This is a genomic window from Streptomyces aurantiacus JA 4570 (assembly GCF_000414115.1).
GTDB lineage: Bacteria > Actinomycetota > Actinomycetes > Streptomycetales > Streptomycetaceae > Streptomyces > Streptomyces aurantiacus_A.
Map to the genome: position 1 here is coordinate 1 of NZ_AOPZ01000156.1, position 6622 is coordinate 6622.

General features: G+C 69.1%; 5 protein-coding genes and 2 tRNA genes. 6 read left to right on the forward strand and 1 reads right to left on the reverse strand.

Going from position 1 to position 6622, the window contains the following annotated elements; all coding sequences use genetic code 11:
* Positions 1-2233, reverse strand: a 2233-nt coding sequence (locus tag STRAU_RS16965) for a sensor histidine kinase (protein ID WP_037659994.1), incomplete at its 3' end; no start/stop codon positions are given.
* A 571-nt stretch (positions 2234-2804) separates the two neighbouring features.
* Between STRAU_RS16965 and STRAU_RS42990 the strand changes: the two genes are divergently transcribed.
* The 6 genes from STRAU_RS42990 to STRAU_RS16990 all read left to right on the forward strand — a co-directional run bounded on the left by STRAU_RS42990 (position 2805) and on the right by STRAU_RS16990 (position 6541).
* Positions 2805-2975, forward strand: coding sequence for a hypothetical protein (locus STRAU_RS42990; RefSeq protein WP_016641572.1), 171 nt, complete (start codon positions 2805-2807; stop codon positions 2973-2975).
* 167 nt (positions 2976-3142) lie between these two features.
* A complete protein-coding gene (locus STRAU_RS16970) occupies positions 3143-3940 on the forward strand; it encodes a fumarylacetoacetate hydrolase family protein (RefSeq protein WP_016641573.1) in 798 nt (265 codons plus the stop codon).
* On the forward strand, positions 3933-5411 hold the full coding sequence (gene gltX / locus STRAU_RS16975) for a glutamate--tRNA ligase (RefSeq protein WP_078621272.1): 1479 nt from the start codon (positions 3933-3935) through the stop codon (positions 5409-5411). The genes STRAU_RS16970 and gltX overlap by 8 nt, the downstream gene beginning before the upstream one ends.
* A gap of 130 nt (positions 5412-5541) precedes the next feature.
* On the forward strand, positions 5542-6267 hold the full coding sequence (locus tag STRAU_RS16980; RefSeq protein WP_016641575.1) for an HAD family hydrolase: 726 nt from the start codon (positions 5542-5544) through the stop codon (positions 6265-6267).
* An 88-nt stretch (positions 6268-6355) separates the two neighbouring features.
* Positions 6356-6427: transfer RNA gene (locus tag STRAU_RS16985), tRNA-Gln, on the forward strand.
* Positions 6428-6468: 41 nt separating this feature from the next.
* A tRNA-Glu gene (locus STRAU_RS16990) sits at positions 6469-6541 on the forward strand.
* Positions 6542-6622: the final 81 nt, after the last annotated feature.

Genomic DNA, 6622 nt, shown 5'->3' on the forward strand with positions numbered 1-6622 from the left:
CGGCGGCCTGCGCCGCGGCGGGACCGCCGGTCGGGGCGGGCGCGCCCGGCTTGCTCGGGACCTTCTTGCCGCCCTGGGCGACGTCGACGGGCAGCATGACCAGCGCGGTCGTGCCACCGGAGTCGGAGGGGCGCAGCTGGATGCGGATGCCGTGGCGCTGCGAGAGGCGGCCGACCACGAACAGACCCATGCGGCGGGAGACGGAGACGTCCACGGTGGGCGGCGAGGCGAGCCGCTCGTTGATCGCGGCGAGGTCCTCGGGGGAGAGGCCGATGCCGGTGTCGTGGATCTCGATGAGCACGCGGCCGTCGGGCAGCGCATGACCGGTCACCTTGACCTTGGTCTGCGGCGAGGAGAACGAGGTCGCGTTCTCGAGCAGCTCGGCGAGCAGGTGCACGAGGTCGTTGACGACGCGTCCCGCGACCTCGGTGGAGGGCACCGCCGACAGCTCGATGCGCTCGTACTGCTCCACCTCGGACGCGGCGGCACGCAGCACGTCGACGAGCGGCACGGGCCGGGTCCAGCGACGGCCGGGCTCTTCACCGGCGAGCACGAGGAGGTTCTCGCCGTTACGGCGCATGCGGGTCGCGAGGTGGTCGAGCTTGAACAGCGAGGAGAGCTGGTCCGGGTCGGCCTCGCGGGACTCCAGCTCGGAGATGAGGGAGAGCTGGCGCTGGATGAGGCCCTGGGAACGGCGCGAGAGGTTGGTGAACATCGCGTTGACGTTGCCCCGCAGGAGGGCCTGCTCGGCGGCGAGGCGGACGGCCTCGCGGTGCACGTCGTCGAAGGCCGCGGCCACCTGGCCGATCTCGTCCCGGGAGTGCACACCGACCGACTCCACGGACGTGTCCACGTCCTGCGGGTCGGACTCGGAGAGCTGCTTGACCAGCTCGGGCAGGCGGTCCTGGGCGACCTTGGTGGCGGTGTCCTGCAGCCGCCGCAGCGAGCGGATCATGGACCGGGCCACGACGAAGGCGCCGACGAGCGACACACCGAGCACGAGCAGGATGAGCGCACCGTTGAGGATCGCCTGCTGCTCGGACTCGTTCCTGAGCGAACGGGCCTTCTGCTCCATCTCGTCGAGCAGCGTCAGCTCGATCTTGGACATCTCAGAGATCTTGGTGGAGTCGGAGTCCACCCAGTCCTTGTAGGAGCGCTTGCCGCGGAGCTTGATGCCGCCTTCCTGCTCCAGGACGCGCTTGGCGTAGGAGTTGGCGGCCTCGATGGAGGCGTTGCCCTCGCTGATGGGCTTCAGGAGCTTCTCGGGGTCACCGGTGTAGATCCGGTTGAAGGACTGGAGCTCCGAGCCCTCCTTGTCAAGGGCGGAGAACGCGTACCGGCGGTCGGTCTCGGAGAGCTTGCCGAACTCGCGGTTGTTCGCGGGCAGCGCGGCCGCGATGACGGCGCGCTGCACGGAGGCGTACTCCTTGGCGGAGGAGAACGCGGCGAGCGCGCGGGTGCGCTGGATCATGTCCGGGTTGCTGGTCGCCTGCGCCATGTCCTCGGAGAGCGCGAGGAGCTGCTCGATGAGCTGGCTGTAGGCGTCGACGGTCTGCGAGACCGACTTGGTGTCGGCGTACGCGTTCCGGCGGACGTCGTTGATCTTCTGCAGCTGCTGGGTGATCTGGATGGTGCTCTGCCGGACGCCCAGCAGGCCCTTGTCGCTGTCGCTGTCGTCGAGCTGCTGCGTGCCCCGCAGGAAGTTCTTGTAGGCGCGGTCCGTGTCGTCCCGGGCGCCCTTGACGGTGAAGTCGGTGTCCTTCGCGTCGTGCGCGAGCGGGCCCGCCGACTGGTCGCGCTCCTCCTGGAGCGCCGCGGCCAACTCGGTGGCCTGCTTGGTCATGTCGGTCAGCAGCTTCATGTTGTCGAGCTGCTCGATCTCGTCCATCGACGAGTTGATCCGCAGGGCGCCGAGGGAGGTCGCCGCGATGACGGGCAGCGCGAGGAGCGAGACCAGACGGGTGGAGATGCGCCAGTTGCGCAGGGCTATTCGGGAGCCGGGACCCGGAGGTGTCTTGGAGCCCTTGGGCAGCGCTCCGCCCGCGGCCGGGCCGGAGCCCGCGCGGCCGGCACCCGTGCCGCCGTCACCGGACTGCACCTGTCCGGGGTTCTGGGCGTGCTGGGCCGAGGAGCCGCGGTCACTTCCGCCGCGCTCCGGATCCGCCGAAGCTTCCCCTCGGCCGCGGCCGGCCTGGGGAGACCCCTTGCCATCCCTCTTGAAACGTCCCTGCACTAGCGTCGCAACCTCTGGACCAGGCGTCCTGCCGCATGGCGGCGGAACGGTGTCGGCGTCTCGGGGCGCCAGGCACCCCTTGGTGGTCGTGAGACCGGCGCTGCTCCCCCTTCCCGCCGCCACTCGGCGCTGCGTTGCGCCCCTGTGCGCCGGTTCTGTCCCGCGGCGGTCCCGGGAATTCCAGCACAGTGCAGGATCTCCAACAAGGCCCGTGGGCCAGGGCATGAGCTCCGTGACAGCACGTGATTGGCGCGTTACGAGACGTAGAAAGTGAAGTCGCCCATAACGGACTTTCCCGTACGAGACCCTCGGCTGACGTGGGTGTCCCAGTCTTCATGATCAGGAGCGGAATGGGGCCTTCAGGTGGGCAATGTCCGTTTTCAATGGGCGGACCGCTAGCCGGAATTGACCCTTTTGCCCGCTCCTCAGTGAGCAAACTCACATGAAGATCATGGCCTCTTCTGGACTTTGGTCGGGAATTGCATGTTTAGCCTGACGCTTTACAGGGATGGCGAAACCGACAACCGGCGTCCACCGAGCGACGCCCCAACCGACAGGGTCGAAACGGCAGATGAAGTCCACGCTGATGTTCCGCAACATAGCCAACCCCCGCCGCACCACCCTCGCGCACCTCGAGGACGCAGACGACGTGCAGCCCGCGGCCGAGCAGCCGGAGCACCCCGTAGAACTGCCGACCCAGACGGCGAACCCCCGCCGCACGGTCCTGATGGAAGCGCCGTAAGACGAAGAGCGACGCCCGGCGGGGAAATAGCCCGTCGAGGGGGTCCCCCCTGCTCTTTAAGAGCTTGGGGGAGCTTGAGGACGGGCCGCGAAGCGGCGATCAGGGGGAAAGGGGCGAAGCCCCATAGACTCGGAGCGACACACTCCACCCAAACGCAAGGGGCCCCGTTGCGCATCGCCAGGTTCTCCATCGACGGCAATGTCGCCTTCGGCGCAGTCGAGGGCGAAGCTCCCCCAGGAAGCACCGAGGGGCTCGTCCTCGACATCATCAAGGGCATCCCGTTCGCGGACTTCGAGCTCTCCGGCACGAAGGTCCCGCTGAACAAGGTCCGGCTGCTCCCGCCGGTGCTGCCCAACAAGATCGTGGGCATCGGCCGCAACTACGCGGAGCACGCCGCGGAACTCGGCAACGAGATCCCGGACACCCCGGTCGCCTTCTTCAAGCCGTCCACCTCCGTGACCGGCCCCGGCGACCCCATCGAGTACCCCTCCTTCTCCCAGGAGGTGCACTACGAGGCCGAGCTGGCCGTGGTCATCGGCCGGATGTGCCGAGAGGTCCCGCGCGAGCGCGTCGCCGACGTCATCCTCGGCTACACCTGCGCCAACGACGTCACCGCGCGTGACGTACAGAAGCGCGAGAACCAGTGGGCGCGCGCCAAGGGCTTCGACACCTCCTGCCCGCTCGGCCCCTGGGTGGAGACCGGCATCGACCTGGCCCGCGCCGCCGACCTCACCCTCCAGTGCACGGTCAACGGCGAACAGCGCCAGCTCGGCCGCACCTCGGACATGATCCGTCCCATCGAGGACCTCATCGTCCACATCAGCGAGGCCATGACGCTGCTCCCCGGCGACGTCGTCCTCACGGGCACCCCGGCAGGGGTCGGCCCGCTCAACGTCGGCGACGAGGTCGCCGTCACCATCGAAGGCATCGGCACTCTCACCAACAAGGTGATCAAGCGTGGCTAACGCGACGAACGTACGCGTACGTTTCTGTCCCTCCCCGACCGGCAACCCGCACGTGGGCCTGGTCCGCACCGCCCTGTTCAACTGGGCCTACGCCCGGCACCACGGCGGCACTCTGGTCTTCCGCATCGAGGACACCGACGCCGCCCGTGACTCCGAGGAGTCCTACGAGCAGCTCCTGGACTCCATGCGCTGGCTGGGCTTCGACTGGGACGAGGGCCCCGAGGTCGGCGGCCCACACGCGCCGTACCGGCAGTCGCAGCGCATGGACCTCTACAAGGAGGTCGCCGACAAGCTCCTCGCCGCCGGCCACGCGTACCACTGCTACTGCTCCACCGAGGAGCTGGACGCCCGCCGCGAGGCCGCCCGCGCCGCCGGCAAGCCGTCCGGCTACGACGGCCACTGCCGCGAGCTGACCGCCGAGCGCAAGGCCGCGTACGTCGCCGACGGCCGCACCCCCATCGTCCGCTTCCGCATGCCCGACGAGGCGATCACCTTCACGGACCTGGTCCGCGGCGAGATCACCTACCTGCCGGAGAACGTGCCGGACTACGGCATCGTCCGCGCGAACGGCGCCCCGCTCTACACGCTGGTCAACCCCGTCGACGACGCCCTGATGGAGATCACCCACGTCCTGCGCGGCGAGGACCTGCTCTCCTCGACCCCGCGCCAGATCGCGCTCTACAAGGCGCTGATCGAGCTGGGCGTCGCCAAGGAGATCCCCGCCTTCGGCCACCTGCCGTACGTGATGGGCGAGGGCAACAAGAAGCTCTCCAAGCGCGACCCGCAGGCGTCCCTCAACCTCTACCGGGAGCGCGGCTTCCTCCCCGAGGGCCTGCTCAACTACCTCTCCCTGCTCGGCTGGTCCCTCTCCGCCGACCAGGACATCTTCACGACGGACGAGATGGTCGCCGCCTTCGACGTGGCCGACGTGAACCCCAACCCGGCGCGCTTCGACCTCAAGAAGTGCGAGGCCATCAACGCCGACCACATCCGGCTGCTCGACGTGAAGGACTTCGCCGAGCGCTGCGCCCCCTGGCTCAGGGCCCCCTTCGCCCCCTGGGCGCCGGAGGACTTCGACCAGGACAAGTGGGACGCGATCGCCCCGCACGCCCAGACCCGCCTCAAGGTCCTCTCCGAGATCACCGACAACGTCGACTTCCTGTTCCTGCCGGAGCCGGTCTTCGACGAGGCGTCCTGGACGAAGGCGATGAAGGAGGGCAGCGACGCCCTGCTCCGGACGGCCCGCGAGAAGCTGGAGGCCGCCGACTGGACCTCCGCCGAGTCCCTGAAGGAGGCCGTCCTGGCCGCCGGCGAGGCCCACGGCCTCAAGCTCGGCAAGGCCCAGGCCCCCGTCCGCGTCGCCGTAACCGGCCGCACGGTCGGCCTGCCCCTCTTCGAGTCCCTGGAGATCCTGGGCAAGGAGACGACGCTGACCCGCGTGGACGCGGCCCTGGCGAAGCTGGCCGCGTAACCGCGCACCCGTACGCACGCCGCGCACGAAGGGCCCGGAAGCCACCACGGCTCCCGGGCCCTTCGCGTTCTTCGGGGGGTAACCCCCGAACCCCCAGCCGGGAGGACTCGCACGGCTTACTGTCGACCTCATGGCGATCAAAGCCGTCGTCTGGGATATCGACGACACGATCTTCGACTACGCGTACGCCGACACCACCGGCATGCACGCGCACCTCACCGCGGAAGGCATCCTGGCCGGATACGGCACGGCTGCGGAGGCCCTCGCGCTGTGGAAGGAGACCACCGACCGCCACTGGGCCCGCTTCGGCGCCGGTGAGGTCGACTTCGAGTCCCAGCGCCGCGACCGCGTACGCGACTTCCTGGGCGCCGCACTCGACGACGTCGAGGCCGACGCCTGGTTCGCGCGCTACCGCGTCCACTACGAAGCCGCCTGGACGCTCTTCCCGGACACCGTCCCGACCCTCGACGCCCTCGCCGACGGCTACCGGCACGCCGTCCTGTCCAACTCCGCCCAAACCGTCCAGGACCACAAGCTCCGCGTCCTCGGCGTGCGCGACCGCTTCGAGGTCGTCCTGTGCGCCGCCGAGCTCGGCGTCTCCAAGCCCGCGGCCGAGGCGTTCCACGCCGTCTGCGACGAGCTCGGCCTCGCGCCCGCGGAGGTCGCGTACGTCGGCGACCAGCCGGAGATCGACGCGCGCGGCGCCCGCGACGCGGGCCTGCTCGGCATCTGGCTCGACCGCAACGGCTCGGCGCAGGAAGGCCCGTCGGGTGTCCGGCGGATCGCCGGTCTCGCGGAGCTTCCCGCGCTGTTGCTGGCCGATACCCGTTTTGGAGCGCCGTCCACCTTCGGGTAATGTTCTTCCTGCGCCGCCCGAGAGGGCCGAAAGGTCCGGCCGGGAAGCGCAAAGTCAAACAAGGCCCCCACAGGGGGTTGCGCTTTGATGGCCTATGGTGTAATTGGCAGCACGACTGATTCTGGTTCAGTTAGTCTAGGTTCGAGTCCTGGTAGGCCAGCTCGCAGAGCTCATCTGCAACTGCGGATCACGATCCGCGAAGCCCCCGTTGTGTAGCGGCCTAGCACGCCGCCCTCTCAAGGCGGTAGCGCCGGTTCGAATCCGGTCGGGGGTACAGATCCTTCCCATGGGGACAGTCTGGGTCGCACCCGCTGACCCCAATGCAGGATCGCTAGGGCCCCCGTTGTGTAGCGGC

Excerpts from the sequence above, each read along its gene's own strand:
- STRAU_RS42990 (WP_016641572.1), top strand. The coding sequence starts at position 2,805 with ATGAAGTCCACGCTGATGTTCCGCAACATAGCCAACCCCCGCCGCACC.
- STRAU_RS16980 (WP_016641575.1), top strand. The coding sequence starts at position 5,542 with ATGGCGATCAAAGCCGTCGTCTGGGATATCGACGACACGATCTTCGAC.